Raw genomic sequence first — 24685 nt, 5'->3', positions numbered from 1 at the left:
CGGCCAAGGCCGCTCCCTTTTTACATTCCACCCTGCGAAGGATGAACCACATGAACGGACTCACCCCCGCGGAGCGCAAGGCCGCCTCCATCGCCAGACTCCAGGCAGCCGGCATTCCCTATATCGACCACCTGCCGATGATCGAGCCCGCCAGCGAGGTTCGCATACGCAGTGCAGAGGAAATCGCCCAGCGCGCCATTGCCTGCCTGATCACCATCCAGGCCGCCTGTGACCGCAATGCCGGCAACTACTCGCCCGACACGGCGCGGTGGTGCCAGCAACTGCTGGAGCAATACGGCGTCACCGAGCTGACTCCCGCCGAGGTGCGCATCCTCAGCAATCAGGGCGAGCAGCAGGACGTCATCAATATGGTCTGGAAGTACGAAGCCTACTGGGTACTGCTCTGGGCCCTGGGCATCGTCGAGACGCTGGATTTTCCCGACCACACCATCGACTGCGATTTCGCCATCGAGGCCGTTTCACGGCATGAGGATTTCGCGGCGTTCCTGCAGCACGTTCGGCTACGCGACATCCACAGCATCCTCGACGAGGCCGATCTTATCTATCGCTACCACTGGGCCTGCGTCGACGCCCGCCTGAAACAGGCACCGATGTCCGCCGGCATGAACGCAAGCGTAGTCATGGAACGCCACGCCGCTTTAAACTGGCTAATCGATAACGATGGCCAGAACGACTGGGACAATCCCGACGTCAGTACCTGAGTAGCCCATTGTCCCGCCTTCGGGCGCCCGAACCAAACACGCCGCGCCCAGCTCGACCGCGCGGCTCGCACAGAGAGTTTCCCATGCCCTGGTTACAAGTCCGTCTCGCCATCACTCCTGAACAGGCGGAAACCTACGAGGACGCCCTGCTGGAAGTAGGCGCCGTATCGGTGACCTTCATGGATGCCGAGGATCAGCCGATCTTCGAGCCGGACCTGGGCACTACCCCGCTGTGGTCGCACACCCATCTGCTGGCCCTGTTCGAAGCCGACACCGACGAGACCGCACTGATCGCCCACCTGCAACTGCTGTGTGGCGGCTCGCTGCCGGAACATCATGTCGAGCGCATCAGGGATCAGGACTGGGAGCGCAGCTGGATGGACAACTTCCAGCCGATGCGCTTCGGCCAGCGCCTGTGGATCGTGCCGAGCTGGCACGCCGCCCCGGAGCCGGACGCAGTGAACCTGCTGCTCGATCCGGGCCTGGCCTTCGGCACCGGCACCCACCCGACCACCGCACTGTGCCTGGAATGGCTCGACGGCCAGACGCTCGACAACTGCAGCGTGCTCGACTTCGGCTGTGGCTCGGGCATCCTCGCCATCGCCGCCCTGCTGCTCGGCGCGCCGCAGGCAGTGGGCACGGATATCGACCCACAAGCTCTGGAAGCCTCGCGCGACAATGCTTCGCGCAATGGCATCGACCCGGCACGCTTCCCGGTCTACCTGCCGGCCGATCTGCCACAGCAGCCGGCGGACGTGGTCGTCGCCAACATCCTCGCCGGCCCGTTGGTTTCCCTGGCACCTCAGATCACCGCGCTGGTCAAAGGCGGTGGACGCCTGGCGCTGTCGGGCATCCTCGCCGAGCAGGCCGAGGAAGTCCGCGCTGCCTATGATGGCGCCTTCGACCTCGACCCGACGGCCACCAAGGACGGCTGGGTGCGCATCAGCGGCGTCAAGCGCTGATCCGCCCACAGTCGTTGCGTTAGACTAGCTGCTTGGATTTTCCGGACCCGCGCATGAGCGAAAGCCACGTCACCCAGTGCCCCCATTGCCGTACCAGCTTCCGCGTCAGTCAGGCGCAGCTGGCTGCTGCCCATGGCGCCGTGCGCTGCGGTGCCTGCCTGCACGTGTTCAATGCTGCCGAGCAACTCTTCGGCCCACGTGCTGCGGCACCTGCACAAGCGCCTGCTAAAGCAGCCAGTGCTCAGGCCAGCACGGCTCAGGCGGACAGCAGCGCCAAACCGCCAGCGAAGAAGCCGGTCGACGATACCCTGTGGATTCATGACGACCTCGATCTGGACAGCCTCGACCTCGACGAAGAGCTGGCCAGACTGGAGGAGCAGGAACAGCAGTTGTCACAGCAGTTCCTCGCTCTGGAACGGGCGCCGCGTTACGCCGAAAACTTCCACAGCAGCGCCGCGGACGAACCCGAAGAAGCGCATGACGAAGCCTGGGCCGAAGCCCTGCTGCGTGACGAGCAGGTGAAGCGCGAGCGCGACAACTTCGAACTGCAACCGGCTGAAGACCAGCCCGATTCGATTGCCGCACCTGAACCCAAGGTCACCGCCGAGTTCGCCCCGCCTATCACGCCCCGTACGCAGTCCATCGACGAGGACCTCGACGAAGCCGACGAGCCACGCCTGGGCAGTCTCGATGACGAACCGGACGAGCGCGAGCAGCAGGACGAAGAGCTGCGCGGCGAGCATGAAGCGCCCAGAGTGACCCGCAACGAGCCGGGTCTGCGCGAGGAGCGCCTGTTCGACCTGGACGACGAACCCCTGCAGCTCGACTGGCGCCAGCCACAGGGCATCGCCTGGGGACGCGTATTCGGCTGGGGCCTGCTCAACCTGCTGGCGGCAGCGGGCCTGCTGGCACAATACGCTGCGTACAATTTCGATGAACTGGCACGCCAGGATCGCTATCGCCCCTGGTTCGAACAGCTATGCCCAAGCATCGGCTGCACCCTGCCGTCGAAAGTCGATATCGGCCAGATTCGCAGCAGCAACCTGGTGGTGCGCAGCCATCCGGAGTTCTCCGGTGCGCTGATCGTCGACGCCATCCTCTACAACCGCGCGCCCTTCGCCCAGCCCTTCCCGCTCCTGGAAATGCGCTTCGCCGACCTGGGCGGGCAATTGGTCGCCAGCCGTCGCTTCAAGCCCAGCGAATACCTCGCCGGCGAGCTCGCCGGGCAGAGCGAAATGCCACCGCAGACGCCCATTCACATCTCGCTGGACATCCTCGATCCGGGAACCCGCGCGGTCAATTACAGCCTCAGCTTCCACTCGCCCGATTAGCCTGCAGGCGGCGCGGCCGTTGGTCGCAGGCCTTCGATCTAACTACTGGCGATAAGCCCATAGCTGTTCAGAATTTGTTCAAAACGACCTTTATCCGGTCACCCAGAGCGGGTATCATGCCCACCCTTTCGCGAGCACCGACCCACCATCGTTTCCCCTGAGGACACAGTGGAGGCCAGGTGTTGATCGCCAACTGTCTCAACTGCGAACCAACAAGCAGGGACGCCCCATGTCGGCCCCACGTATTGGCCCCTACACATTGCCCAATCGGTTGATCCTGGCCCCCATGGCCGGCGTCACCGATCGCCCGTTCCGCCAGCTGTGCCGTCGTCTTGGTGCCGGCCTGGTGGTGTCGGAGATGGTCACCAGCGATGTGCGCCTGTGGAACAGCCGTAAATCCAGCCTGCGCCTGCTGCATGCCGGTGATCCCGAGCCACTCTCGGTGCAGATCGCCGGGGGCGACCCGCAGATGATGGCCGACGCCGCGCGCAAGAACGTCGAACTGGGCGCGCAGATCATCGACATCAACATGGGCTGCCCGGCCAAGAAGGTTTGCAACAAGGCTGCCGGTTCCGCCCTGTTGCGTGACGAGCCGCTGGTGCGCGAGATTCTCGACGCCGTGGTCGGCGCGGTGGACGTGCCGGTGACCCTGAAGATTCGTACCGGCTGGGACCGTGCGAACAAGAACGGCGTTACCGTGGCAAAAATCGCCGAAGACGCCGGTATCTCTGCACTTTCCGTACACGGCCGCACCCGCGCCGACCTCTACACCGGCGAAGCCGAGTACGAGACCATTGCCGCCATAAAGCAGGCGGTATCGATTCCGGTGTTCGCCAATGGCGACATCGACTCCCCAGAAAAAGCCAAGGCCGTGCTCGACGCCACCGGCGCCGACGCCTTGCTGATCGGCCGCGCCGCTCAGGGTCGGCCGTGGATCTTCCGCGAAATCGAGCATTACCTGCGCACCGGCGAGACCCTGCCGGCACCGAGCCTGCTCGAAGTGGAACGCATTCTGCTGGAACACCTTGCCGCACTGCACGCCTTCTATGGCGAATTGATGGGCGTACGCATCGCCCGCAAGCATGTCGGCTGGTATCTGGCAACCCTGCCGGGCGCCAGGGAGTTTCGCGCCCAGTTCAACCGTCTGGATAGCACGGACGCACAGTGCGCCCACGTTCGCGCGTTCTTCCGCGAACGGCACAACGATGAAAACGAGGTGGCCGCATGACGTTGATGACAGAGACCCTAGTGAGTGGAATTGCACCCGTGAGTGACAACACCAGCCTTAAACAGCACCTGAACACGCCGAGCGAAGAGGGCCAGACCCTGCGCGGCGCCGTGGAGAAGGCGCTGCACAACTACTTCGCCCATCTTGAGGGCGCGGACGTCACCGACGTGTACAACCTGGTGCTCACCGAAGTCGAAGCGCCGCTGCTGGAAACCGTCATGAATTACGTGAAAGGTAACCAGACCAAGGCGTCCGAGCTGCTCGGCCTGAACCGTGGCACGCTACGCAAGAAGCTCAAGCAGTACGACCTGCTGTAACCCCGAACTCCCGAAAAGGGCGGCCCGCATGAGCCGCCTTTTTTGCTGATATCCCCGCTCTGATGGATAGTGAAATGACCGACCAGACCACCCTTCTGCCCGTCCGCCGCGCGCTGATCAGCGTTTCCGACAAAACCGGTGTCCTCGAGTTCGCTCGCGAGCTGGCCGCCCTCGGTGTCGAGATCCTCTCCACCGGCGGCACTTACAAGCTGCTCAAGGACAATGGCGTGAGCGCAGTGGAAGTCGCCGACTACACCGGCTTCCCGGAAATGATGGACGGCCGCGTGAAGACCCTGCACCCGAAGATCCATGGCGGCATCCTCGGTCGCCGCGCGCTGGACGGCGCGGTGATGGACGAGCACGGCATCAAGCCGATCGACCTGGTCGCGGTCAATCTCTATCCTTTCGAAGCCACCGTAGCCAAGCCTGATTGCTCTCTTTCCGACGCCATCGAGAACATCGACATCGGCGGCCCAACCATGGTCCGTTCGGCGGCGAAGAACCACAAAGATGTGGCCATCGTGGTCAACACCGGCGACTACGCCGGCATCATCGAGTCCCTGAAAGCCGGCGGCCTGAGCTACGCCCAGCGCTTCGACCTGGCGCTCAAGGCCTTCGAGCACACCGCCGCCTACGACGGCATGATCGCCAACTACCTGGGCACCATCGACCAGGAGCGCGACACCCTGTCCACCGAAGGCCGTGGCGCCTTCCCGCGCACCTTCAACAGCCAGTTCATCAAGGCGCAGGAAATGCGCTACGGCGAGAACCCGCACCAGAGCGCAGCGTTCTACGTCGAGGCGAAGAAGGGCGAGGCCAGCGTTTCCACCGCCATCCAGCTGCAGGGCAAGGAACTGTCGTTCAACAACGTGGCCGACACCGACGCCGCGCTGGAATGCGTGAAGAGCTTCGTCAAGCCGGCCTGCGTCATCGTCAAGCACGCCAACCCGTGCGGCGTGGCCGTGGTACCGGAAGACGAAGGCGGCATCCGCAAGGCCTACGACCTGGCCTACGCTACCGACACCGAGTCGGCGTTCGGCGGCATCATCGCCTTCAACCGCGAGCTCGATGGCGAGACCGCCAAGGCCATCGTTGAGCGTCAGTTCGTCGAAGTGATCATCGCCCCGAAAATCAGCGCCGCCGCCCGTGAAGTGGTGGCCGCCAAGGCCAACGTACGCCTGCTCGAGTGTGGCGAATGGCCGGCCGAACGCGCTGCTGGCTGGGACTACAAGCGCGTCAACGGTGGCCTGCTGGTACAGAGCCGCGACATCGGCATGATCAAGGCAGAAGACCTGAAGATCGTCACCCAGCGCGCGCCGAGCGAGCAGGAAATCCACGATCTGATCTTCGCCTGGAAAGTGGCCAAGTTCGTCAAATCCAACGCCATCGTCTACGCCAAGAACCGCCAGACCGTCGGCGTCGGCGCCGGCCAGATGTCGCGCGTCAATTCAGCGCGCATCGCCGCGATCAAGGCCGAGCACGCCGGCCTGCCGGTCCCGGGCGCGGTGATGGCTTCCGACGCCTTCTTTCCGTTCCGCGACGGTATCGACAACGCCGCCAAGGCCGGTATCACCGCAGTGATCCAGCCGGGCGGTTCGATGCGCGACAACGAGGTGATCGCTGCTGCGGACGAGGCCGGCATTGCCATGGTGTTCACTTCGATGCGTCACTTCCGCCATTGATCGACAGGTGGATGGCTTCGTCCATCCACCCTACGTCACGCGAAATGTGTAGAACGTAGCCCGGATGAAATCCGGGGACGCCCTAATTGAAAGCCCCGGATTGCATCCGGGCTACGCTCAGGAGAACCCCATGAACGTACTGATCATCGGCAGCGGCGGTCGCGAACACGCCCTGGCCTGGAAAGTGGCGCAGGACAAACGCGTCGAGAAGGTCTTCGTCGCCCCCGGTAATGCCGGCACCGCGGTGGAAGCCAAGTGCGAGAACGTGGCCATCGACGTGCTGAACATCGAAGCGCTGGCCGACTTCGCCGAGAAGAACGTACAACTGACCATCGTCGGCCCGGAGGCGCCGCTGGTCAAAGGCGTGGTCGACCTGTTCCGCGCACGCAAGCTGGACATCTTCGGCCCCACCGCCGCCGCCGCCCAGCTGGAAGGCTCCAAGGCCTTCACCAAGGATTTCCTGGCCCGGCACAAAATTCCCACCGCCGACTACCAGAACTTCACCGAGATCGAGCCGGCATTGGCCTACCTGCGCGAGAAAGGTGCACCCATCGTGATCAAGGCCGATGGCCTGGCCGCGGGCAAGGGCGTGATTGTCGCCATGACCCTGGCCGAAGCCGAAGACGCCGTGCGCGACATGCTCGCCGGCAATGCCTTCGGTGAAGCCGGTTCGCGCGTGGTGGTCGAGGAGTTCCTCGATGGCGAAGAAGCCAGCTTCATCGTCATGGTCGACGGCGAGAACGTGCTGCCGATGGCCACCAGCCAGGACCACAAGCGCGTTGGCGACGCCGACACCGGCCCCAACACCGGCGGCATGGGCGCCTATTCGCCGGCACCGGTGGTGACCGCCGAGGTGCACAAGCGCGTGATGGACGAGGTGATCTACCCGACCGTGCGCGGCATGGCCAGCGAAGGTAACGTCTACACCGGTTTCCTTTACGCCGGCCTGATGATCGACAAATCCGGCGCGCCGAAGGTCATCGAGTTCAACTGCCGCTTCGGCGATCCGGAAACCCAGCCGATCATGTGCCGCCTGGAAAGCTCCCTGGTGCTGCTGGTCGAGGCCGCGCTGGCCAGGGCGCTGGACAAGGTCGAAGCGACCTGGGACCCGCGTCCGACCGTGGGAGTGGTGCTGGCCGCCGGCGGCTACCCGGGCGACTATGCCAAGGGCGACGTGATCGAAGGCCTGGACGAGGCTGCCAAGCTCGACGGCAAGGTGTTCCACGCCGGCACCGCACTGAAGGATGGCCGGATCGTCACCGCCGGTGGCCGCGTGCTGTGCGCGACCGCCATCGGCGCCAACGTGGCCGACGCCCAGCAGCAGGCCTACCGCCTGGCCGAAAAGATTCGCTGGAACGGCATGTTCCATCGCAATGACATCGGCTACCGCGCCATCGCCCGCGAGCAGGGCGAAGGCTGAAGGCGCTCAAGAATACGGCGCGGTAGGCGGTAAAAAGGCTCGCCGCGCCGTATTCCCCCGAGCAAATGCTTGGCTATAATCCGGCCACTCATTTAGAAGGATTTGCCCGTGCGCCGGCTCAGGATTGCCATCGGACTACTCGCCAGTTTGCTGTTGCTCGGCCTTGCCCTGACAGCCAGTGCGAACTCAGCCCCGACAATCGCCCACGGCTGGTCCTATCTGGTCGACGCCAGCGCCCGCCTGGGCCTCGAAGAAGTGCGTGCCCAGCGCCAGCAATTCAAGCCACTGAGCAAACAGTCCTTCACCTTCCCGCCCAGTGACCACGCCGTGTGGCTGCGCGCCGAACTGGCGCCACAGCAGCAGCCAGCCTGGCTGTGGATCTTCTCGCCACGGGTGCAGTATCTCGACTACTACCTGCTGAAAGACGGCCAGCTGGAGCAGAACCTGCACACCGGCGAAGCCATGCCGCTGAATTCGCGACCGCTGCCATCGCGTTTCTACCTGATGCCCCTGCCCAACGACGGCCAGGCCCGCGTCGCCTATGTCCGCCTGACCTCCAACCATCCGCTGATGACCTGGTTCAAGGTCATGGATCAGGCCGAGCTGGTCAGCCTGGAAAAGCCTGCCTACCTCTACGGCATGCTGTTCGGCGCGCTGTTGCTGCTGACCTTGTACAACCTCATCCGCTTCATATACAGCCGCAGTGCCAGTGGTCTGTGGCTGGCCGGGGTGAATATCGGCCTGGCGGTGTGCTCGTCGGCCAACCTCGGCATCTTTGCCCAGTGGCTGCCCAGCCTGGGCTACAACCAGTCATTGATTGCCGACCTTTCCGCACTGTTCGCCGCGTTCAGCGCGCTGGCCTTTGGCCTCAGCTTCATGCATGGCACGCCGGTGCAGCACAGCCCGCTCAACCGCCTGCTGCAGGGCAATGCGCTGCTGATCCTGGCCTACGCTCTGTGCATCACCGTTACCGGTTTGTTCTGGTACAGCTCACTGGTCTACCTGCTGGTGGTCCTCAGCTCGCTGAATCTGCTGCTGGTGAGCAGCCTGCACTGGCGCTCGGGCTATCAGCCGGCGCGCCTGATCACCGTGGGCATGGTGGTTTTCAACCTGGGCTTCGGCTTCTTCGTGCCGGTACTGCTCGGTTTCGATCAGCTCAATCCGGGCTGGCTGGTGCTCGGTGTGTTCAGCGTCGCCACGCTGGCCGGCCTGATCCTCAGCGTGTCGCTGACCGAACGCCAGCGGCAGATCCAGCATGACACCCTGCAAGCGAGCACTGCCCTTGCGGCCAGCAGCGCCGAGCTGCGCGCCAAGGCCGAATTCCTGGCCAAGATCAGCCACGAAATCCGCACCCCGATGAACGGCGTGCTGGGCATGACTGAACTGCTGCTGGGCACGCCGCTGTCGGCCAAGCAGCGTGACTACGTACAGACCATCCACAGCTCGGGCAACGAGCTGCTTACCCTGATCAACGAAATCCTCGACATTTCCAAGCTGGAATCCGGGCAGATCGAGCTGGACGACGTGCAGTTCGATCTCGGCGCGCTGATCGAGGACTGCTTGGACATCTTCCGCGCCAAGGCCGAACAGCAGAAGGTGGAACTGATCAGCTTCATCCAGCCGCAGGTGCCGCGCGTGATCAGTGGCGATCCGACGCGCCTGCGCCAGGCGCTGCTGAGCCTGCTGGACAACGCCTTCAAGCAGACCGACGAAGGCGAAATCCTGCTGGTCGCGGCACTCGACAGCAGCGATGGCCAGTACCGCCTGCGCGTTGCGGTGCAGGACAGCGGCCGACCGCTGCAGCCGGAAGAGCGCGACGCCCTGCTCAATGCCGAACTGCAGAGCCGCGACTTCCTCGCAGCCACCCAGCTGGGCGGGCGCCTTGGCCTGATCATCGCACGTCAGCTGGTGCGCCTGATGGGCGGCGAGTTCGGCATCCAGGGCAGCGGTAACCAGGGCACCACCCTGTGGCTGACCCTGCCGCTGGACGCCGCCCGCCTGGAACAACCGGAAACCGATCTGGACAGTCCGCTACAGGGCGCACGCCTGCTTGTGGTGGACGACAACGACACCTGCCGCAAAGTGCTGATGCAGCAATGCAACGCCTGGGGCATGCAGGTCAGCGCCGTGCCCTCCGGCAAGGAAGCACTGGCGCTGCTGCGCACCAAGGCGCACATGCGCGAATACTTCGACGCGGTGCTGCTCGACCAGGACATGCCCGGCATGACCGGCATGCAGCTGGCGGCCAAGATCAAGGAAGACCCCAGCCTCAACCACGACATTCTGGTCATCATGCTCACCGGCATCAGCAACGCGCCGAGCAAGGTAATCGCGCGTAACGCGGGAATCAAGCGCATCCTGGCCAAGCCGGTGGCCGGCTACACGCTCAAGACGACCCTGGCTGACGAACTGGCCCAGCGCCCCAACGACAGCCCCGCGCAGGCCGCGCCGACGCCAGTGAGCACGCCGCTGAACGTGCCGGCCGACTTCCGTATTCTGGTCGCCGAAGACAACAGCATCTCCACCAAGGTGATCCGCGGCATGCTCGGCAAGCTCAATCTCAAGCCGGACACCGCCAGCAACGGCGAGGAAGCCCTCAGCGCAATGAAGGCGCAGCCCTACGACCTGGTGCTGATGGACTGCGAAATGCCGGTGCTCGACGGCTTCTCCGCCACCGAACAGCTGCGCGCCTGGGAGCAGAGCGAGAAGCGCCCGCGTACGCCGGTGGTGGCACTGACCGCACACATATTGAGCGAACACAAGGAACGCGCGCGGGCCGTGGGCATGGACGGCCATATGTCCAAGCCGGTGGAGCTGTCGCAGCTGCGTGAGCTGATCGAGCACTGGATCGCAGAACGCGAACTGCGTCGCCAGCGCGAGGTGTCGTAATGTCGTCGGGCGGACGACACCCGCCAGGCTATCGATGGCAGGTTGTACCCGCCCTACTCTCGCCCCAGCAAACGAGTCTCACATGTCCGAGTTGTTCAGCCTGTACCTGAAGATGCTGGTGCTCTACAGCCCCTTCTTCGTCCTCTCCTGCTTTATCGGCCTCAGCCGCGGTTACACCCTGAAGGAGCGCAAGCGCCTGGCCTGGAAGGTGGCCCTGGCCACTCTGATTGCCAGCGTGCTGCTGTACCTGTTCGGCAAACACATCTTCACCCTGTTCGGCATCACCATCGACGCCTTCCGCATCGGCGCGGGCTCGGTGCTGTTCATCTCCGCCCTCGGCATGGCCCAGGGCAAGCCGGCGGTGCAGAGCGACAACGTGCAGCAGGACGTGACCATCGTACCGCTGACCATTCCGCTGACCGTCGGTCCCGGCACCATCGGTGCCCTGCTGCTGATGGGGGCCAGCCAGCCGCACTGGGACGACAAGCTGGTGGCCGTGGCGGCGATCTTTCTCGCCAGCCTCACCGTCGGTGTGGTGCTGTACCTTTCCAACCAGTTCGAGCGCCTGCTTGGCGAGCAGGGCCTGCAGATCGTCAGCCGCCTGATGGGCCTGTTCGTCTGCGCTCTGGCGGCGCAGATCATCTTCACCGGGGTGAAGAACTACCTCGTGCCCTAAGCTCTGCCGATCATCGCGCCCTTGAGATAACCACCTGCCACTCGTCCTGCCGGCAACAGCCGCCTGATCACATTCCCCAGACCCGGCGCCGCGTTTTCTGGATTTTCTCTGGTAGCCGCTGCGCTTTTCGCGACGCTCTCATCTCACATCCGAGGCTCAGTCGAGCGCTGCGCTCCACCGTCGAACATGCGCTTGCACTATTCCTGCTGAAGCGCACCCGCATGGTGCGGCACCTGCAATCAGTGCACGTCAGTCGCGCTTGGACGAAGAACTGCGCCATCAATTGCTACCGCCACGAGCAATCGCGAGATGGCCCGTTTTGCTGCTGAGGTCAACGAGAAGATCCGCATTCCAGGGCGGCTGGACAGCGCTCGGACGCTGCGCGCCAAGTTGAAGCCACACCACGCACGGGTGGGTTCTCGGGGGCGATCCTGAGCCGTTGTGCAGAAGAGGCACAGCAATTGCTCAAGAGCCCTATAGAGGTCAGCAAGGCACAGGTGCATCGATCACCTTGCCCGGGCTGTACGGCGCTCGCCGGCGCCTAGCGCAGATGCCCGGACAAGCGGGCCATGACCTTCACGCATGACCAATAACAACGCTGTCCACTTACTCACGCTTGTGAATGGAGATCGCACCATGCAACGTCGCAGCCTGATCAAGGCCTTTACCCTTTCCGCTTCCATCGCCGCCATGGGCCTGAGCTGGTCCATCCAGGCCGCCGAGACCATCAAGGTCGGCATCCTGCACTCGCTGTCCGGCACCATGGCCATTTCCGAAACCTCGCTCAAAGACATGGCGTTGATGACCATCGAAGAGATCAACGCCAAGGGCGGCGTGCTCGGCAAGCAGCTGGAGCCGGTAGTGGTCGACCCGGCCTCCAACTGGCCGCTGTTCGCAGAAAAAGGCCGCCAGCTGCTGACCCAGGACAAGGTCGCGGTGACCTTCGGCTGCTGGACCTCGGTATCGCGCAAATCCGTGCTGCCGGTCTACGAGGAGCTGAACGGCCTGCTGTTCTATCCGGTGCAGTACGAAGGCGAAGAGATGTCGCCGAACGTCTTCTACACCGGCGCAGCGCCGAACCAGCAGGCCATTCCGGCGGTGGAATACCTGCTCAGCGAAGACGGCGGCGGCGCCAAACGCTTCTTCCTGCTCGGCACCGACTACGTCTACCCGCGCACCACCAACAAGATCCTGCGCGCCTTCCTGCACAGCAAGGGCATCGCCGACAAGGACATCGAAGAGGTCTACACCCCCTTCGGCCACAGCGACTATCAGACCATCGTCGCCAACATCAAGAAGTTCGCCGCCGGCGGCAAGACCGCCGTGGTCTCCACCGTCAACGGCGACTCCAACGTGCCGTTCTACAAGGAACTAGCCAACCAGGGCCTGGAAGCCACCGAAGTGCCGGTGGTGGCCTTCTCCGTGGGTGAAGAGGAACTGCGCGGCATCGACACCAAGCCGCTGGTCGGCCACCTGGCGGCCTGGAACTACTTCCAGTCGGTGGAGAACCCGGTCAACGAGAAGTTCGTCACCGACTGGAAAGCCTACGCCAAGGCCAAGAAGCTGCCGAACGCCGACACCGTGGTGACCAACGATCCGATGGAAGCCACCTACGTGGGCATCCATATGTGGGCGCAGGCGGTCGAGAAGGCCGGCACCACCGACGTCGACAAGGTGCGTGAAGCCATGGCCGGCCAGGAGTTCGCCGCGCCGAGCGGTTTCACCCTGAAGATGGACGAGAAGAACCACCACCTGCACAAGCCGGTGATGATCGGCGAAATCCAGGAAGACGGTCAGCTCGAAGTGGTCTGGGAAACCGAAGGCCCGATCCGCGCCCAGCCGTGGAGCCCCTTCATCGAAGGCAACGACAAGAAAGCCGATACCCCGGTGAAGTCAAACTAAGGCAAAAGCCCTCTCCCGCTTGCGGCAACCACAGTTCGTCAATGGCTTGCAGTGCCGCTTGTCTCCCCTCTCCCGCTTGCGGGAGAGGGGCGGGGGAGAGGGTCGCCGTAGCCCGGATGCAATCCGGGAAGCTCGCCCCGGACTTCATCCGGGCTACGCCAAGGACACCCATATGCCCACTGCCCTTACGCGAATTCTCCTGAGCCTGCTGCTGTGTCTGCCACTGGCGGTGCAGGCTGGCGAGGCCGACGATTTCGTCACCGCCAACGCCGGCAAGCAGGCCAAGCTGCTGCAGGACTGGGCCGCCGCGCCTAATGCCGAACGCGTGCCACTGCTGCAGGCCCTGCAGCAGGGCCGCGTCGGCAGCGACGCCGACAAACGCGCCTTCATCGAACAGAGCGGCACCTGGCAGGCCGCCGATGGCGCAGCCGAGGCCAACGGCACGCCGCGCAAACTGCGTCTGAACAACCGCCTGCGCGGCCTGATCGGCTTCGCCGTCGCCAGTCATCAGTTGCTCGACAAGGATGCAGCCGTGCGCCTCGGCGCGGCCAAGCAACTGCAGCGCAATACACCGCCGGCACTGCTGCCGTTGCTGGAAAGTCGCCTGAGCATGGAGGCCGATGAGAACGTACGCGATGCCCTCACCCTGGCCCTGGCCAACCTGCAGCTGGAGGCCAGCGACCCGGCCGTGCGCCTGGCGGCCGTGGAGCGCCTGGGCAGGACCGGAGACCCGCTGGCCCGCACGCGCCTGCAAGGCCTGCTTGATGGCGATGAAAGCGATGCCGAAGTACGCGCCGCCGCCGAGAAAAGCCTGGCTCAGGTGAAGAACAAACTGCTGATCGGCGAGCTGCTCGGCCAGGCCTTCAGCGGCCTGTCGCTCGGCTCAATCCTGCTGCTGGCCGCCCTGGGTCTGGCCATCACCTTCGGGCTACTCGGGGTGATCAATATGGCCCATGGCGAGATGCTGATGCTCGGCGCCTACACCACCTATGTGGTGCAGCTGAGCTTCCAGCGCCTGGCCCCGGATTACCTCACGCTCTACCCGCTGGCCGCGTTGCCCGTGGCCTTTCTGGTCACCGCCTGCATCGGCATGGCGCTGGAGCGCACGGTGATCCGCCATCTTTACGGCCGCCCACTGGAAACCCTGCTGGCCACCTGGGGCATCAGCCTGATCCTCATTCAACTGGTGCGCGTCACCTTCGGCGCGCAGAACGTCGAAGTGGCCAACCCGGCCTGGCTGTCCGGCGGCGTGCAGGTGCTGCCCAACCTGGTGCTGCCGTACAACCGCATCGTCATCATCGGCTTCGCCCTGTTCGTGGTGGCCCTGACCTGGCTGCTGCTGAACAAGACGCGCCTCGGCCTGAACGTGCGTGCGGTGACGCAGAACCGCAACATGGCCGCCTGCTGTGGCGTACCCACCGGGCGCGTGGACATGATGGCCTTCGGCCTCGGCTCGGGCATCGCCGGCCTCGGCGGCGTGGCCCTCAGCCAGATCGGCAACGTCGGCCCGGACCTGGGCCAGAGCTACATCATCGACTCCTTCCTGGTAGTGGTGCTCGGCGGTGTCGGCCAGCTGGCCGGTAGCGTGCTGGCGGCCTTCGGTCTGGGCGTGGTGAACAAGTTCCTAGAGCCGCAGATAGGTGCGGTACTCGGCAAGATTCTCATCCTCGCGCTGATCATTCTGTTCATCCAGAAACGCCCGCAAGGCCTCTTCGCTCTCAAAGGACGGGTGATCGACTGATGACCATGCCACTGAATCAAACGCTACTGGCCCGCGCCAGCGCCAAACTCGGCCCGCAGGTCTCCATCGCCATCGGCCTGCTGGTGCTGGCCGTGCTGATCGCAATGCCGCTGCTGCACCTGTTGCCGGCCGACCATGCCCTGCACCTCTCGGCCTACGCCCTGACGCTGGTGGGCAAGATCCTCTGCTACGCCATCGTCGCCCTGGCGCTGGATCTGGTCTGGGGCTACGCCGGCATGCTGTCGCTGGGCCATGGCCTGTTCTTCGCCCTCGGCGGTTATGCCATGGGTATGTACCTGATGCGCCAGTCGGCGGGCGACGGGCTGCCGGCCTTCATGAGCTTCCTGGCCTGGAGCGAGCTGCCCTGGTACTGGTACGGCACCTCGAGTTTTCTCTGGGCGCTGTGCCTGGTGGTACTGGCGCCCGGCTTGCTGGCCCTGGTGTTCGGTTTCTTCGCCTTCCGCTCGCGGATCAAGGGCGTGTACTTCTCGATCATGACCCAGGCGCTGACCTTTGCCGGCATGCTCTTGTTCTTCCGCAACGAAACCGGCTTCGGCGGCAACAACGGCTTTACCGGTTTCACCCGCATCCTCGGCTTCGACATCACCGCGCAGGGCACCCGCGCCGCACTGTTCTTCGCCACCGTGGTGCTGCTGGTAGGCAGCCTGTACCTGGGCTTTCGCCTGGCGCGCAGCAAGTTCGGCCGCGTGCTGACCGCCCTGCGTGACGCCGAGAACCGCCTGATGTTCTGCGGCTTCGATCCGCGCGGCTACAAGCTGTTCATCTGGGTGCTATCCGCGGTGCTGTGCGGCCTGGCCGGCGCGCTGTACGTGCCCCAGGTGGGCATCATCAACCCCAGCGAGATGGCCCCGACCCAGTCCATCGAAGCAGCCGTGTGGGTCGCCCTCGGTGGTCGCGGCACGCTGATCGGCCCGCTGCTCGGCGCCGGTATCGTCAACGGCATGAAGAGCTGGTTCACCGTGGCCTTCCCCGAATACTGGCTGTTCGCCCTGGGCGCGCTGTTTATCGTCGTCACCCTCTTTCTACCCAAGGGCGTGATTGGCCTGCTGAAGAAGGAGAAGGATCAATGAGAGCCACTCCCCTGCCCGAGACCATGCTCGAAGCCGCCTTCGACCCCACCGGCCTGGCGCTGGATACCGGCAAGAACGTCGGCAAGGGCGTCAACGTTCGCCACGGCACCATCCTCACTCTGGAAGACATCAACGTCAGCTTCGACGGATTTCGCGCGCTGACCAACCTGACCCTGTACATCGGCGTCGGCGAGCTGCGCTGCATCATCGGCCCCAACGGCGCCGGCAAGACCACCATGATGGACGTGATCACCGGCAAGACCCGGCCGGACAACGGCGTGGCCTACTTCGGCGAACAGTACGACCTCACCAGCATGAGCGAAGTGGAGATCGCCCAGGCCGGCATCGGCCGCAAGTTCCAGAAACCCACGGTATTCGAGGCGCTGACGGTGTTCGAAAACCTGGAACTGGCGCAGAAGACCAACAAGTCGGTGTGGGCCAGCCTGCGTGCCAGGCTCAACGGCGAGCAGAAGGATCGTATCGAGGAAGTGCTGAGCACCATCCGCCTGGAAGCCTCGCGCCATCGCCCGGCCGGTCTGCTCTCCCACGGCCAGAAGCAGTTCCTCGAAATCGGCATGCTGCTGGTGCAGGAGCCGCACCTGCTGCTGCTCGACGAGCCGGTAGCGGGCATGACCGACGCCGAGACCGAGTTCACCGCTGAGCTGTTCAAGTCCCTGGCACGCAAGCACTCGCTGATGGTGGTCGAGCACGACATGGGCTTCGTCGGCTCCATCGCCGACCACGTCACCGTGCTGCACCAGGGCAGCGTGCTGGCCGAAGGCTCGCTGGAGCAGGTACAGAACGATGAGCGGGTGATCGAGGTTTATCTGGGGCGCTGAGCCATCGCTCTGCGAATTCGCGGCTGAAGCCGCTCCTACGAGACGTCCCTCAACCTGTAGGAGCGGCTTCAGCCGCGAAGAAAATTGATGGTTTCCACTGCGAGGCGGCATTGCGCCCGCGCGGGAACCCCTCCCGGAACGCGCCGCGTTCCAACGACGCCGAGCGTCGTCAGTTACAGAACCACGCAGAGGTACGTCATGCTGCAAGTCCAACAACTCCACCAGTATTACGGCGGCAGCCACATCCTCCGTGGCCTGTCGTTCGACGTGAAGGTCGGCGAGGTCACCTGCCTGCTCGGCCGCAACGGCGTGGGCAAGACCACCCTGCTCAAGTGCCTGATGGGCCTGATCCCGGCCAAGGACGGCCATGTCCAATGGGAGGGCAAGGCCATCATCGCCTACAAGCCGCACCAGCGCGTGCAGGCCGGCATCGCCTACGTGCCGCAGGGGCGCGAGATCTTCGGGCGCCTGACGGTGGAAGAGAACCTGCTGATGGGCCTGTCACGCTTTCCCGGCAGCCAGGCCAAGGAAGTGCCGGGGTTCATCTACGAACTCTTCCCGGTGCTGCGCGAGATGAAGCATCGCCGCGGCGGCGACCTGTCAGGTGGTCAGCAGCAACAGCTGGCCATCGGCCGCGCCCTGGCCAGCCAGCCACGCCTGTTGATCCTCGACGAGCCCACCGAAGGCATCCAGCCCTCGGTGATCAAGGAGATCGGCGCAGTGATCAAGAAACTCGCCGCCCGTGGCGACATGGCCATACTGCTGGTGGAGCAGTTCTACGACTTCGCCGCCGAACTGGCCGACCAGTATCTGGTGATGAGCCGCGGCGAGATCGTCCAGCAGGGCCGTGGTGAGAACATGGAAGCCGAAGGCGTACGCGGGTTGGTGGCGATCTGACCTGCACCCGCCTGTGGGAGGGGCTTTTAGCCGCGACGACTCAGAGGTAGCAACCTCCCGACCACTGGTGCATGTCAGGTGTTGCCAGCTCACACGCACCGAATTGGTTCAGGGCACGCCTCTTGCTTGCCCACTCGGTCAACTATCCTGCGGAACCGTTGCCTCAACATGAATCTGCCTGCCGCCCTGTTCACGCCCAGCTGGCCCGCCGAGCTGGAGCTGGCCTACGCGCGCCACAGTGAACGCACCACGCCGGTGCGCAGGCGTCACCTTGGCCCTCTCAGGGTGCAGAAACACCTCTACGCCGAGGGGCCGGAGGTGTGCCAGCACATCATCGTCCACCCGCCTGGCGGCATCGCCGGTGGCGACCGCCTGGACATCTCGGCCCATGCCGGCGAACGCACCTGGGTGCAGCTCACCAGCCCCGGCGCAGCCAAGTGGTACCGCGCCGCCGGCGTCGCCCGCCAGGATCTGCGCCTGCGCGTCGAGGCCGGCGCCACCCTGGAATGGCTGCCGCAGGAAACCATCGTCTATGCCGGCGCCCAGGCCGAACTGCATACGCAGATCGAGCTGCACGGCGACGCTCGCCTGTTCTACTGGGACATCGTTGCCCTCGGCCGCCCCGCCGCCGACGAGCGCTTTGCCTGCGGCCACTTTCAGGCCGCACTGGATGTTCGTCGGGATGGCAGGTTGCTGTGGCACGAGCGCCAGCGCGTGAGCGGCGGCGACAGCCTGCTCGACTCGCCCATCGGCCTGAACGGCCAGCCGGTATTCGCCACCCTGCTGGTCAGTGGCGAGGTGGACAGTGATTTACTCGAGCGCTGCCGCGAACTGAAGATCGAAGGCGTACGCGGCGACCTCAGCCAGCTCGCGGGCCTGCTGGTCGCGCGCTGCCTGGCCAGTGAAGCGCTCAAGGCGCGTGCCTGGCTGATTGAACTCTGGCGCCTGCTACGTCCGGCGCTGCTGGGGCGTGAAGCGCGACCGCCACGCATCTGGAGCACATGACGGCGGATGTAAAAAGCGACATCCGCCCTACCACACCGACGCATTCAGGCGATGCCAGGCATACGCCCTAATGGAGTAACACGATGGATCTGAGTCCACGCGAGAAAGACAAGCTGCTGATCTTCACCGCCGGCCTGGTGGCCGAGCGCCGTCTGGCCCGCGGGGTCAAGCTCAACTACCCGGAGGCCATGGCCTATATCTCCGCCGCCCTGCTCGAAGGCGCGCGCGACGGCCAGACCGTGGCCGAGCTGATGCACTTCGGCACCACCCTGCTGGCCCGCGAGCAGGTGATGGAGGGCGTGCCGGAGATGATTCCGGAGATCCAGATCGAAGCCACCTTCCCCGACGGCACCAAGCTGGTGACCGTACACCAGCCGATTGCGTGATTCATGAGCTATTCGATAGTGAACGCCAGCGAGGCCGATCTACCCGGCATCCTCGCTATCTACAACGACGCCGTGCAGCACACCACGGCGATCTGGAACGAGACCCTGGTGGACCTGGCCAACCGCCGTGCCTGGCTGGCCGAACGCACGGCGGCCGGCTTTCCCGTACTGGTCGCGCATGACGCCGCCGGCGAGGTAGTCGGCTATTCCAGCTACGGCACCTGGCGCAGCATCGAAGGCTTTCGCCACACCGTCGAGCATTCGGTCTACGTACGCCCCGACCAGCGCGGCCAAGGGCTCGGCCCGGCGCTGATGCAGGCGCTGATCGAGCGCGCTCGGGCCGCCAAGCTCCACGTCATGGTCGCCGCCATCGAGTCGGAAAATGCCGCCTCGATTCGCCTGCACCAGCGCCTAGGGTTCGTCACCACCGGGCAAATGCCCCAGGTCGGCCGCAAGTTCGGCCGCTGGCTTGATCTGACCTTTATGCAACTGATTCTGGAGTGAGCAGCCCATGATTCCCGGCGAATACCAGATTGCCGATGGCGAGATCGAGCTCAATGCCGGCCGCCGCACCCTGACTCTGTCCGTGGCCAACAGCGGTGACCGGCCGATCCAGGTCGGCTCGCACTACCACTTCTTCGAGACCAACGATGCGCTGATCTTCGATCGAGCATCCACGCGAGGTATGCGCCTGAACATCCCAGCCGGCACCGCGGTGCGTTTCGAGCCCGGGCAGAGCCGTGAGGTCGAGCTGGTCGATCTGGCCGGTGCGCGCCGGGTGTTCGGCTTCGCCGGCCGGGTGATGGGCGACCTGGATTGAGATGCCCCTTGTAGGAGCGGCTTCAGCCGCGATAACGGCTTCGCAGCTAAAGCCGCTCCTACAAGAAGAACCACAGCTCCTAAATCCCCTGACAGACAGAAAAGACGCGCCAGCCTTCGCGCCACAAGGGAAGCGAATATGAAAATCAGCAGACAAGCCTATGCCGACATGTTCGGCCCCACCGTCGGCGACAAGGTGCGCCTGGCCGATACCGACCTGTGGATCGAAGTGGAGAAGGACTTCACCACCTACGGCGAAGAAGTGAAGTTCGGCGGCGGCAAGGTGATCCGCGACGGCATGGGCCAGGGCCAGCTGTGCGCCGCCGATGTGGTCGACACGCTGATCACCAACGCGCTGATCATCGACCACTGGGGCATCGTCAAGGCCGACGTCGGCCTCAAGGACGGGCGCATCGCTGCCATCGGCAAGGCCGGCAACCCGGACATCCAGCCGGACGTGACCATCGCCATCGGTGCCGGCACCGAGGTGATCGCCGGCGAGGGCATGATCCTCACCGCCGGCGGCATCGACACCCATATCCACTTCATCTGCCCGCAGCAGATCGAAGAGGCGCTGATGAGTGGCGTCACCACCATGATCGGTGGCGGCACGGGCCCTGCCACCGGTACCAACGCCACCACCTGCACCTCCGGCCCCTGGCACATGGCGCGCATGCTGCAGGCCGCCGACGCCTTCCCGATGAACCTAGGTTTTACCGGCAAGGGCAACGCCTCGCTGCCGGAGCCCTTGATCGAGCAGGTCAAGGCCGGCGCCATCGGCCTGAAGCTGCACGAGGACTGGGGTACCACCCCGGCGGCCATCGACAACTGCCTGAGCGTGGCCGACCAGTACGATGTGCAGGTGGCGATCCACACCGACACCCTGAACGAATCCGGCTTCGTCGAGACCACCCTGGGCGCCTTCAAGGGCCGCACCATTCACACCTACCACACCGAGGGTGCCGGCGGCGGCCACGCGCCGGACATCATCAAGGCCTGTGGCTTCCCCAATGTGCTGCCCTCCTCGACCAACCCGACCCGACCGTTCACCAAGAACACCATCGACGAGCATCTGGACATGCTCATGGTCTGCCACCACCTCGACCCGAGCATCGCCGAGGATGTGGCCTTCGCCGAGAGCCGCATCCGCCGGGAAACCATTGCCGCCGAGGACATCCTCCACGACCTCGGTGCCTTTTCCATGATCAGCTCCGACAGCCAGGCCATGGGCCGCGTCGGCGAGGTGATCACCCGTACCTGGCAGACCGCCGACAAGATGAAGAAACAGCGCGGCGCCCTGCCCGAGGATGCGCCGGGCAACGACAACTTCCGCGCCAAGCGCTATATCGCCAAGTACACCATCAACCCGGCGATCACCCACGGCATCAGCCACGAGGTGGGCTCGATCGAAGTGGGCAAGTGGGCGGATCTGGTGCTCTGGCGCCCGGCTTTCTTCGGCGTCAAACCAACGCTGATCCTCAAGGGCGGGGCGATCGCCGCCAGTCTGATGGGCGACGCCAACGCCTCGATCCCGACACCGCAGCCGGTGCACTACCGGCCGATGTTCGCCAGCTACGCCGGCAGCCGCCATGCCACCAGCATCACCTTTATCAGCCAGGCGGCGTTCGACGCCGGCGTGCCGCAGCAGCTCGGCTTGCAGAAGCAGATTGGCGTGGTGAAGGGCTGCCGCGAGGTGCAGAAGACCGACCTGATCCACAACGGCTACCTGCCGCACATCGAGGTCGATGCGCAGAACTATCAGGTCAGGGCCGACGGCCAGTTGCTCTGGTGCGAACCGGCCGAGGTGCTGCCGATGGCGCAGCGTTACTTCCTGTTCTGAACGAAAGAGCCGGGCGTTACGCCCGGCTCTCATCGGTCTATCAGGACGCCTGCTTCATCTCGTCATAGGCATTGAGATAATCACCGGCCAGCTGCTGCTTCTCCTTGTCGCGTAGCAGCTTGCCGGCCATCTGGAAGAAGGTGTGTTCTTCTTCCTTGAGGTGATGCTCGACCTTTTCCGCCAGCGCCTTGGCTTGCGCCAGCCAGCTGGGGCTGCTGGGGTCGGTTTCCTCCAGGCCCTCGACCATTTCATCCATCTCGTGATGCTCGGCAATCGCATGGCGCGACAGATCGACGCCCGCATCCTGCTGCATCAGGGGGATATAGAAATGGCGCTCCTCGGCCACTGAATGCACGGCCAGTTCGTGCTTGAGCTGAGAGAACAAAGCGTGGCGCTCGGCGCTGTCGCCCTGGGTGGCGATCAGTTTCTGCGCCAGTTCGCGCTGGATGTCGTGGCTGATGCGTAAAGCTTCGAAAATCGTCATGCAGGCACCTCTTCCTGAGTCACGGTTGTAGTAGCACTAGACCATCAGGACTCGCATAGGTGCCGTACCGCTTGCTCAACGCAACTGGCTGTCCTTGCTGCCCCGGCGGTTATAACCGCTATAGGCGGCGTTTTCCCGGTCGTGCTCGGCCTGGCACTTGACGCACAGGCGCACGCCGGGAATGGCCTGGCGCCGGGCCTCGGGAATGGCTGCATCGCATTCTTCGCAGTGACGCAGACTCTCGCCTTTCGGCAGTTGCCGGCGAGCGCGCGCGACGGCGTCCTCGATGCTGCTGTCGATCTGTTCCTGAACTGCGTCGTCACTTGCCCAACCGCCTGCCATGCTCGACCTCCTCGCATTCACCCGACAGATATGCGCCCGGTAAATGCGAAGTGCAAGTGCTGCCCGTCGCTACTCGCGGACTTCCATGAACTCCTTGGCCCAGAGGATGTAATCCTCGGGCATGGTGTACTTGTGGGTCAGCTCGGTGGCGTTGAGGTCGCACGGCTGCGCGCCGCGCTGTTCGCGCAGGCAGTCGTAGGTAGCCTTGATCGCGGCGAAGTAGGCGGCATGGCCGTTGACCACGATGCGCACGCCCAGGCGGGCCAGGCGCTGGTTGTCGCGCAGCTCGGGGTTGCCGTAGGTGACCAGCATCAGCGGCACCTTGAGACCTGCGGCGATCTGCTCCAGGTGGGCGAAATCCCTGACTCCGACCAGGCAGATGCCATCTGCGCCGGCCGCCTCATAGGCGCGGGTACGGCGGATCACTTCATCGACTTCCAGCACGCCGGCATGGGTACGGGCGATGACGGCCAGGTCAGGATCGACGCGTGCTTCCAGCGCGGCGAGGATCTTGCCGACACCCTCCTCGATGGAGATCAGGTCGGTGGACTTGCGACCGAACTGGGCCGGCAGCAGGGTGTCTTCGATGGTCAGCGCGGCAACGCCGGCGCGTTCCAGTTCGACCACGGTGCGCATCACGTTGAGCGCATTGCCGTAGCCATGGTCGGCATCGGCGATCACCGGCAGGCGCGCGACGCGGCCGATGCGCGCGGCCTGCTCGACGAATTCGCTGAGGGTGATGAGGGCGAAGTCCGGCGCGCCGAGTACCTGTAGGGAGGCGACGGAGCCGCCAAGGATGCCGACTTCGAAGTCGAGATCGGCGGCAATGCGGGCGGACATGGGATCGAAGACCGAAGCCGTGTGGTAGCAGCGGTCGGAAGCCAGCAGGGCACGAAAGGCGCTGCGCAGCTCATGGTGGGATGCACGTTGCAGGATGGGCATGGGGCGTATTCCAAAGTCGGTTGAATCGCTTTTTTCTCTTTTTAGTAATGGCGTAGACGTGACGAATGCTAGCGCAAGGCACTTGCTGCCAGCTTTCAAACGAATCGCCGTGGCGGATGACCAGCAATTTATCGGCCAGCCAGCTCCGCGGGCAGCGCCGGGAAGAACCCACCGCCGGTAAGCAGGCCGTATGCCATCCAGATGGCGACGGCCAGATAGAACAGCCGAGGCGCCCAGCTCGCCAGCATCTGCTGGCTAGCAGCCAGCTGCTGCGCCTGCAGGCGGGCGAAACGCAGCAGTGCCTCGCCCGGCCGTCCGGTCGTTTCACCGGTATTGAGCACGCCGATCAGCATGGCCTTGCCGGGAAAGCTCAGCCCATCGAAGGCACGCACCAGCGATTGCCCGGCAGCGACTCGCGGCGCCAGAGTGGCGAAATCCCGCCTTAGCCGCGCATTGCTCACCGCGCTACAGGCTCGTGGCAAGGCATCGAGCACCGGCATGCCCGCCTCCAGCAACAACCCGAGACTGTCACAGAAATTTCGCAGGTCAGCGCGGCGCTGCAGGCCGCCGAGCACTGGCAGGGCCAGTAGCAGATCGTCGAGAGTGCCAGGCTGAGCGGTGCTTCGCTGCTGCCAGCGACGCCACAGCGCGCGAGCCACCCACAGTGGCGCAGACAGCCAGAACAGCGGCAGCAGCACGGCAGCAAGGTATCCCGCAACGCTAAGGTTTCCAGCGGCCAAAGCGGGCAAGGGTTTGACCGCCAGCGCCAGCAGCAGCACGCCTGCCGGCAGCAGCAGGCGCGACAGCAATTCGGCCGCATGGCGAGCCTGTCCCTCGTAACGCTGCGCCAGTTGCTCGTAGATATGAGCCAACGCGCCGGCTTCCTGCGCGGCGCGTACCAGGCTGCTTTCCAGTGGCGTGAATACGCCACTCAACTGGCCGGAACTCGCCAGGTCGCGACCGTTGCCCACCATCTGCCGCAAGCGCTTTACGGCGGCCTCATGGCGGCCCCCGAGGTTCAGACTGGCCAGCGCTCGATCGATGGGCACACCGGCGCGCTCCATCGCCCCCAGGTGAGCGAACAACGCGGTGCGGCTGCGCAGATCGAGAGTAACTTTGGCACGCGACATGATCGGACTCGGTGGATTGCAGCGCTCAGGTTAACCAGTC

The 24685-nt window shown here is 64.5% G+C and carries 23 protein-coding genes; 19 read left to right on the top strand and 4 right to left on the bottom strand.

The window, feature by feature from the left end:
* Window positions 1-50 precede the first annotated feature (50 nt).
* The 19 genes from GYB81_RS00345 to ureC all read left to right on the top strand — a co-directional run bounded on the left by GYB81_RS00345 (window position 51) and on the right by ureC (window position 21747).
* Window positions 51-722, top strand: a complete 672-nt coding sequence (locus GYB81_RS00345; RefSeq protein ID WP_161864794.1) for a DUF4272 domain-containing protein — start codon at window positions 51-53, stop codon at window positions 720-722.
* A gap of 83 nt (window positions 723-805) precedes the next feature.
* Window positions 806-1684, top strand: coding sequence for a 50S ribosomal protein L11 methyltransferase (gene prmA / locus GYB81_RS00340; protein ID WP_161864793.1), 879 nt, complete (start codon window positions 806-808; stop codon window positions 1682-1684).
* A gap of 53 nt (window positions 1685-1737) precedes the next feature.
* A complete protein-coding gene (locus tag GYB81_RS00335; RefSeq protein WP_161864792.1) occupies window positions 1738-3015 on the top strand; it encodes a DUF3426 domain-containing protein in 1278 nt (425 codons plus the stop codon).
* A 229-nt stretch (window positions 3016-3244) separates the two neighbouring features.
* A complete protein-coding gene (gene dusB / locus GYB81_RS00330; RefSeq protein WP_161864791.1) occupies window positions 3245-4243 on the top strand; it encodes a tRNA dihydrouridine synthase DusB in 999 nt (332 codons plus the stop codon).
* Window positions 4240-4560: a DNA-binding transcriptional regulator Fis gene (gene fis, locus GYB81_RS00325; RefSeq protein WP_026088753.1), complete on the top strand. Its 321-nt coding sequence runs from the start codon at window positions 4240-4242 to the stop codon at window positions 4558-4560. The genes dusB and fis overlap by 4 nt, the downstream gene beginning before the upstream one ends.
* A 74-nt stretch (window positions 4561-4634) precedes the next feature.
* Complete coding sequence (gene purH / locus GYB81_RS00320) at window positions 4635-6242, top strand: bifunctional phosphoribosylaminoimidazolecarboxamide formyltransferase/IMP cyclohydrolase (protein ID WP_161864790.1); 1608 nt, start codon at window positions 4635-4637, stop codon at window positions 6240-6242.
* A gap of 130 nt (window positions 6243-6372) precedes the next feature.
* Window positions 6373-7662 carry a phosphoribosylamine--glycine ligase gene (purD, locus tag GYB81_RS00315; RefSeq protein WP_161864789.1) on the top strand — a complete coding sequence of 430 codons (1290 nt, stop codon included), beginning with the start codon at window positions 6373-6375 and terminating at the stop codon, window positions 7660-7662.
* 108 nt (window positions 7663-7770) lie between these two features.
* Window positions 7771-10551 carry a hybrid sensor histidine kinase/response regulator gene (locus tag GYB81_RS00310; RefSeq protein WP_161864788.1) on the top strand — a complete coding sequence of 927 codons (2781 nt, stop codon included), beginning with the start codon at window positions 7771-7773 and terminating at the stop codon, window positions 10549-10551.
* 82 nt (window positions 10552-10633) lie between these two features.
* Complete coding sequence (locus GYB81_RS00305) at window positions 10634-11227, top strand: MarC family protein (protein WP_161864787.1); 594 nt, start codon at window positions 10634-10636, stop codon at window positions 11225-11227.
* Window positions 11228-11863: 636 nt separating this feature from the next.
* The gene (gene urtA, locus GYB81_RS00300; RefSeq protein WP_161864786.1) at window positions 11864-13129 is read left to right on the top strand and encodes an urea ABC transporter substrate-binding protein; all 1266 of its coding nucleotides are present in this window, start codon (window positions 11864-11866) and stop codon (window positions 13127-13129) included.
* A gap of 172 nt (window positions 13130-13301) precedes the next feature.
* The gene (gene urtB / locus GYB81_RS00295) at window positions 13302-14870 is read left to right on the top strand and encodes an urea ABC transporter permease subunit UrtB (RefSeq protein ID WP_161864785.1); all 1569 of its coding nucleotides are present in this window, start codon (window positions 13302-13304) and stop codon (window positions 14868-14870) included.
* Window positions 14870-15961 (top strand): urea ABC transporter permease subunit UrtC, encoded by a 1092-nt coding sequence (urtC, locus tag GYB81_RS00290; protein ID WP_161864784.1) that lies wholly within the window; start codon window positions 14870-14872, stop codon window positions 15959-15961. The genes urtB and urtC overlap by 1 nt, the downstream gene beginning before the upstream one ends.
* Window positions 15958-16800 (top strand): urea ABC transporter ATP-binding protein UrtD, encoded by an 843-nt coding sequence (gene urtD / locus GYB81_RS00285; RefSeq protein WP_161864783.1) that lies wholly within the window; start codon window positions 15958-15960, stop codon window positions 16798-16800. The genes urtC and urtD overlap by 4 nt, the downstream gene beginning before the upstream one ends.
* A 198-nt stretch (window positions 16801-16998) precedes the next feature.
* A complete protein-coding gene (gene urtE, locus GYB81_RS00280) occupies window positions 16999-17697 on the top strand; it encodes an urea ABC transporter ATP-binding subunit UrtE (protein WP_161864782.1) in 699 nt (232 codons plus the stop codon).
* Between the two features lie 168 nt (window positions 17698-17865).
* Window positions 17866-18702, top strand: a complete 837-nt coding sequence (locus GYB81_RS00275) for an urease accessory protein UreD (protein ID WP_161864781.1) — start codon at window positions 17866-17868, stop codon at window positions 18700-18702.
* A gap of 83 nt (window positions 18703-18785) precedes the next feature.
* Window positions 18786-19088 carry an urease subunit gamma gene (gene ureA, locus GYB81_RS00270; RefSeq protein WP_024306823.1) on the top strand — a complete coding sequence of 101 codons (303 nt, stop codon included), beginning with the start codon at window positions 18786-18788 and terminating at the stop codon, window positions 19086-19088.
* 3 nt (window positions 19089-19091) lie between these two features.
* Entirely contained in the window at window positions 19092-19592 is a 501-nt protein-coding gene (locus GYB81_RS00265; protein ID WP_161864780.1) for a GNAT family N-acetyltransferase, read from the top strand.
* Between the two features lie 7 nt (window positions 19593-19599).
* Window positions 19600-19908, top strand: a complete 309-nt coding sequence (locus GYB81_RS00260; protein WP_064493952.1) for an urease subunit beta — start codon at window positions 19600-19602, stop codon at window positions 19906-19908.
* A 138-nt stretch (window positions 19909-20046) separates the two neighbouring features.
* The gene (ureC, locus tag GYB81_RS00255) at window positions 20047-21747 is read left to right on the top strand and encodes an urease subunit alpha (protein WP_161864779.1); all 1701 of its coding nucleotides are present in this window, start codon (window positions 20047-20049) and stop codon (window positions 21745-21747) included.
* 40 nt (window positions 21748-21787) lie between these two features.
* Here ureC and GYB81_RS00250 read toward each other — a convergent pair whose 3' ends face one another.
* The 4 genes from GYB81_RS00250 to GYB81_RS00235 form a co-directional block, all read right to left on the bottom strand.
* Window positions 21788-22231 (bottom strand): hemerythrin domain-containing protein, encoded by a 444-nt coding sequence (locus GYB81_RS00250; protein ID WP_024306818.1) that lies wholly within the window; start codon window positions 22229-22231, stop codon window positions 21788-21790.
* Window positions 22232-22306: 75 nt separating this feature from the next.
* Entirely contained in the window at window positions 22307-22573 is a 267-nt protein-coding gene (locus tag GYB81_RS00245) for a DksA/TraR family C4-type zinc finger protein (RefSeq protein WP_161864778.1), read from the bottom strand.
* Window positions 22574-22642: 69 nt separating this feature from the next.
* Window positions 22643-23506, bottom strand: a complete 864-nt coding sequence (locus GYB81_RS00240) for an isocitrate lyase/PEP mutase family protein (RefSeq protein ID WP_161865077.1) — start codon at window positions 23504-23506, stop codon at window positions 22643-22645.
* 137 nt (window positions 23507-23643) lie between these two features.
* Complete coding sequence (locus GYB81_RS00235; RefSeq protein ID WP_161864777.1) at window positions 23644-24645, bottom strand: type II secretion system F family protein; 1002 nt, start codon at window positions 24643-24645, stop codon at window positions 23644-23646.
* Between the last annotated feature and the right edge of the window lie 40 nt (window positions 24646-24685).

Source organism: Pseudomonas yangonensis, assembly GCF_009932725.1.
Taxonomy (GTDB): Bacteria; Pseudomonadota; Gammaproteobacteria; order Pseudomonadales; family Pseudomonadaceae; genus Aquipseudomonas; species Aquipseudomonas yangonensis.
Note: the sequence above shows the minus strand (reverse complement) of the source record. Positions and strands in the feature narration are given on the sequence as shown.

Bases quoted from the DNA above. Each gene is read 5' to 3' on its own strand.
- ureA (WP_024306823.1), top strand. From the start codon at position 18,786: ATGGATCTGAGTCCACGCGAGAAAGACAAGCTGCTGATCTTCACCGCC.
- GYB81_RS00305 (WP_161864787.1), top strand. From the start codon at position 10,634: ATGTCCGAGTTGTTCAGCCTGTACCTGAAGATGCTGGTGCTCTACAGC.
- GYB81_RS00250 (WP_024306818.1), bottom strand. From the start codon at position 22,231: ATGACGATTTTCGAAGCTTTACGCATCAGCCACGACATCCAGCGCGAA.
- urtE (WP_161864782.1), top strand. From the start codon at position 16,999: ATGCTGCAAGTCCAACAACTCCACCAGTATTACGGCGGCAGCCACATC.
- purD (WP_161864789.1), top strand. From the start codon at position 6,373: ATGAACGTACTGATCATCGGCAGCGGCGGTCGCGAACACGCCCTGGCC.
- urtC (WP_161864784.1), top strand. From the start codon at position 14,870: ATGACCATGCCACTGAATCAAACGCTACTGGCCCGCGCCAGCGCCAAA.
- GYB81_RS00345 (WP_161864794.1), top strand. From the start codon at position 51: ATGAACGGACTCACCCCCGCGGAGCGCAAGGCCGCCTCCATCGCCAGA.
- ureC (WP_161864779.1), top strand. From the start codon at position 20,047: ATGAAAATCAGCAGACAAGCCTATGCCGACATGTTCGGCCCCACCGTC.
- fis (WP_026088753.1), top strand. From the start codon at position 4,240: ATGACGTTGATGACAGAGACCCTAGTGAGTGGAATTGCACCCGTGAGT.
- prmA (WP_161864793.1), top strand. From the start codon at position 806: ATGCCCTGGTTACAAGTCCGTCTCGCCATCACTCCTGAACAGGCGGAA.
- GYB81_RS00265 (WP_161864780.1), top strand. From the start codon at position 19,092: ATGAGCTATTCGATAGTGAACGCCAGCGAGGCCGATCTACCCGGCATC.
- dusB (WP_161864791.1), top strand. From the start codon at position 3,245: ATGTCGGCCCCACGTATTGGCCCCTACACATTGCCCAATCGGTTGATC.
- GYB81_RS00275 (WP_161864781.1), top strand. From the start codon at position 17,866: ATGAATCTGCCTGCCGCCCTGTTCACGCCCAGCTGGCCCGCCGAGCTG.
- GYB81_RS00335 (WP_161864792.1), top strand. From the start codon at position 1,738: ATGAGCGAAAGCCACGTCACCCAGTGCCCCCATTGCCGTACCAGCTTC.
- GYB81_RS00245 (WP_161864778.1), bottom strand. From the start codon at position 22,573: ATGGCAGGCGGTTGGGCAAGTGACGACGCAGTTCAGGAACAGATCGAC.
- GYB81_RS00260 (WP_064493952.1), top strand. From the start codon at position 19,600: ATGATTCCCGGCGAATACCAGATTGCCGATGGCGAGATCGAGCTCAAT.
- urtB (WP_161864785.1), top strand. From the start codon at position 13,302: ATGCCCACTGCCCTTACGCGAATTCTCCTGAGCCTGCTGCTGTGTCTG.
- urtD (WP_161864783.1), top strand. From the start codon at position 15,958: ATGAGAGCCACTCCCCTGCCCGAGACCATGCTCGAAGCCGCCTTCGAC.
- urtA (WP_161864786.1), top strand. From the start codon at position 11,864: ATGCAACGTCGCAGCCTGATCAAGGCCTTTACCCTTTCCGCTTCCATC.
- GYB81_RS00235 (WP_161864777.1), bottom strand. From the start codon at position 24,645: ATGTCGCGTGCCAAAGTTACTCTCGATCTGCGCAGCCGCACCGCGTTG.
- purH (WP_161864790.1), top strand. From the start codon at position 4,635: ATGACCGACCAGACCACCCTTCTGCCCGTCCGCCGCGCGCTGATCAGC.